This is a genomic window from Nocardioides sp. AX2bis, assembly GCF_902506435.1.
In the GTDB taxonomy this organism is placed as follows: domain Bacteria; phylum Actinomycetota; class Actinomycetes; order Propionibacteriales; family Nocardioidaceae; genus Nocardioides.
In genome coordinates, this window is the sequence record NZ_LR733239.1 from 1 (window position 1) to 3,590 (window position 3,590).

The 3,590-nt window shown below is 78.6% G+C and carries 2 protein-coding genes; both read left to right on the forward strand.

Going from position 1 to position 3,590, the window contains the following annotated elements; all coding sequences use genetic code 11:
• Positions 1–476 precede the first annotated feature (476 nt).
• Positions 477–2,552 (forward strand): helix-turn-helix domain-containing protein, encoded by a 2,076-nt coding sequence (locus GV155_RS20930; RefSeq protein WP_160012067.1) that lies wholly within the window; start codon positions 477–479, stop codon positions 2,550–2,552.
• An 84-nt stretch (positions 2,553–2,636) separates the two neighbouring features.
• On the forward strand, positions 2,637–3,488 hold the full coding sequence (locus tag GV155_RS20105; RefSeq protein WP_160012069.1) for a class I SAM-dependent methyltransferase: 852 nt from the start codon (positions 2,637–2,639) through the stop codon (positions 3,486–3,488).
• Positions 3,489–3,590 lie beyond the last annotated feature (102 nt).

Below are 3,590 nucleotides of genomic sequence, written 5' to 3' on the forward strand. Positions count from 1 at the left end.
GGGCTGCGGGTCTGTCTGCGGGGTGGACGGGGAGTCCGCCACGGGGGCATGCAGGGGCACGCCGTACCTCCTTCTCCGCCTCACAGGACGGATCGTTAAAGGATGTCGAGCGGGGCCGAGCCTAGCAGCGGACCGACCCCCGGCCGCGCCGTGTCCGCGCCGGGACCGCCCCCCGGTCCGGGCCGCCAGCGGGTCGCTGGCGGGCGGGCGGGGCGGCCGTCCACAGGCACCGCGGCGTCGTTGACACCGCACGCAGGTCTCCGGGGCCCGTGGGCCTGCGTGCGGTGTCAACGAGGCGCCAAGCCCTGTGGACGACGGCCGGGAGCGGGGACGCGCCTGAGGTGACGTCCCGCCACTCTGGTCGAGGAGCGAGCGCCAGCGAGCGTCTCGAGACCCACCACGTCTCGAGGCTCGGGCCCGGATCGGGGGTGCGGGAGGTCCTTCCCCTCACGCCCCCGGACGAGGATGCTCGGACGGTGGCGGAGGCGACCGCGGGGTCGACGGGGCTCCCTGGTCGGGAGCCCGGCATCGCGCACGTCCTGGCCTGGCTGGACGCGCGTGCGTGCGGGACCGCGGACACCCCGCCGGTGCTCCTGGTACGCCTCCCCGCCGGCGCGGGCGGCGCGCGCCTAGCCGACCTGCTGAGGTCGGCGGCGAACCGGCCCGTGCCGGACGGGGCACCGGCGGTGCTGCTGCTGGAGGACCTGCAGCACCAGAGCAGGCCCACCTTCGACCTGCTGGTCGAGCTGGCCGATCGTTCGGGAGCGGCCGCCGTCACCGTCCTGGGCAGCTGCGGCCCGGCCGACCCCCCGCCCGACCACCCGCTGTCGCGTGCCCGGGCCGGGCTGCGTGGTCGCGGCCTGCTCCTCGAGCTGCGCCTCCACGGCGAGCACCGGGTGGAACCGCTCGACGACGGGGACCCGGGCCGGGCCGACCACGGGGACGCGCTGCGGTGGGAGGGCGCGGGCGACCACGTCGCCGCTGCTGCGGCACTGGCCGCCCTGGCCGACCGCGCCGGCGCCGCGGGCCGCCCCGGGGAGGCCGGGGACCTGCTCTCCCGGCTCGCGGTCCAGCAGGACCTGCTCGCCCGTCCCGGCGAGGCGCTGCTCGCCCGGGAACGGGCCGCCGCGGCGCACGACGCGGCCGGGCGGCCGGCCGACGCGGCGCAGGAGCGGCTCACCGTCGCCGTGCAGCTCCGGGCCGGCGGCGCCGTCAGCGAGGCGCTGGACACCCTCGACCTCGCCGAGGCCGGAGCGCGGGACTCGGCGCGCGTCGACCTGCTGGTGCGGGTCGCCGCCCTGCGCGGCAACCTGTTGGCCCGGTCGGGTCAGGGTGCTGCCGGGGTCGCCGGCGTCCGGGCCGCGCTCGACCGGGCCCTGTCGGACGGGTTGTGGTCGGCCGCCGGGGAGGCGTACCAGCGGCTGGCCGACGCCCTCGAGCACACCGGCGACTACCGGGCCGCGGGCCGGGCCTACGAGGGCGCGCTGCAGCACTGCCACCGGCACGACCAGGACGACACCGGGCAGGTCTGCCGGGCCTGCGCCGCGGCGGTGATGCTCACCCGGGGGCTGCTCGACCGGACCCTCGCGCTCTGCGGGGAGGTCACCGACGACCCGGACGCCCCGCGGACCGCCCGTGCGGTGGCGACCGGTGTCGGTGGGCTGGCGCTCGCCCTGCGCGGCCAGGCCGGACCGGCCCGCGAGTCGCTGCTCCGCGCCCGGGTCGTGGCGGTGCGTCACGACCTGGTGGCCGTCGACGTGCTCACGGCCTGGGGCCTGGCCCTGCTCGACGAGGAGGCCGACGCCGACGCGGCCGCGCTGCGCGGCTACCGCGGCGTCGTGGACCTCGTGGCCCGGACCCAGGAGCGCCACTACTGCCTGCCGGTCCTGATGAGCGCGGCGTCCGCCTTCGCGCGCCACGACCGACCCGGCGACGTCGCCGACGTGGTCGTGGTGCTGGGCCAGGCCGCCTCGACCGGGCTGCCCGAGGCGGTGGCGGCGTACGCCGCGGCGCTCGGCGAGGCCGCCCTCCTCGCCGAGGGTCCTGGGGCCGCGCTCCCCCACCTGCGCCACGCGCTCGCGGTGCTCACCGCGCCGGACAGCCCCGGCCTGCCGGTCGTGGAGGTCCTGCTGCGGCAGCGGACCGCCGCCCTGCTGGCCGCGGGCGGGGCCGACCCGGGTGGTGAGGCGGACCGCGACCTGGCGGTGGCCCAGCTCCGCGCCGCCGAGGACGTCGCGCGCCGGCTGCGCGCGCGGCTGCTGCTCCACCGGCTGCACCGCGACCTGGCCGGCCTCGGCGAGATGCCGGCCGCTGCGGCCGGACGCTCGGCGCGCACGGGCCTGACGCCCCGCGAGGAGGAGGTGCTGCGGCTCGTGGCCGAGGGCCTCAGCAACCGCGAGGTGGCCGCCCACCTGGTGCTGAGCGTGCGGACCGTCGAGATGCACGCCGCCCACGCGGTGCGCGCGCTCGGCTGCCGGTCGCGCACCGACGCCCTGCGCAGCCTCGCCGCTCTCGACCGCAGCCAGGTCGGCGCAGGCCCCCGAACCCCGTAGTCCTCCGGTACCGCAGCCCCGGCCGCGTCCCTAGCGTCGGGGACGTGCCGCCGCCCGGCGGCCACGGACCCCGGGGAGGGCCTGATGAGCCAGACGACCGCACCGCACCACACCCGACCGACCGACCCCGTCGACGCCGCGCTCAAGGCGCGGCACCGGGCGATGTGGGCGCTGGGCGACTACCCGGCCGTGGCCGACCAGGTCATCGCCGCGCTCGGGCCACGCCTCGTCCGTGCGGCCGGCGTGGGCCCCGACGACCGCGTCCTCGACGTCGCGGCGGGCTCGGGCAACGCCTCGCTGCCGGCCGCCGCGACCGGTGCGACCGTGGTGGCCGGCGACCTGACCCCCGACCTCCTGTCCACGGGGCGCCGCGCGGCCGCGGCCGCCGGGCTCGACCTGACCTGGGAGGAGGCCGACGCCGAGGCGCTGCCCCACCCCGACGCCTCCTTCGACGTGGTGCTCTCCTGCGTCGGCGTGATGTTCGCGCCCCACCACCAGGTGGCCGCCGACGAGCTGGTCCGGGTGTGCCGCCCCGGCGGCCGGGTGGCGCTGCTGTCCTGGACCCCGACCGGCTTCATCGGTCGGCTGTTCGCCACGCTCCGTCCGTACGTCCCCGCACCTCCCCCGGGCGCGTCACCGCCCCCGTTGTGGGGCGACGAGGCCCACGTGCGCGCTCTGCTGGGCGACCGGGTGGAGCACGTCGAGGCCACCACCGAGCAGCTGGCCGTCGACCGGTTCGCGACGGGCGGGGAGTTCCGTGACTTCTTCCGCGAGCGGTACGGCCCCACCGTCGCGGCCTACCGCGGCCTCGGCGACGACGTCGACCGGGTGCGCGCGCTCGACGAGGCGCTGGCCGGGCTGGCCGACGAGGCGCTCACGGGCGACCCGGCGACGATGGGCTGGGAGTACCTGCTGCTCGTCGCTCACCGCGCCTGAGGTGGCGTCTCGGCACGGTGGTCGAGGAGCGAGCCCCTCGACCGCCGAGCACCGGTCCGGTCAGGAACGGGGGCGTCGGGGGGCGGCGCGGCGGGTCGGGGG

Bases quoted from the DNA above. Each gene is read 5' to 3' on its own strand.
- GV155_RS20105 (WP_160012069.1), top strand. From the start codon at position 2,637: ATGAGCCAGACGACCGCACCGCACCACACCCGACCGACCGACCCCGTC.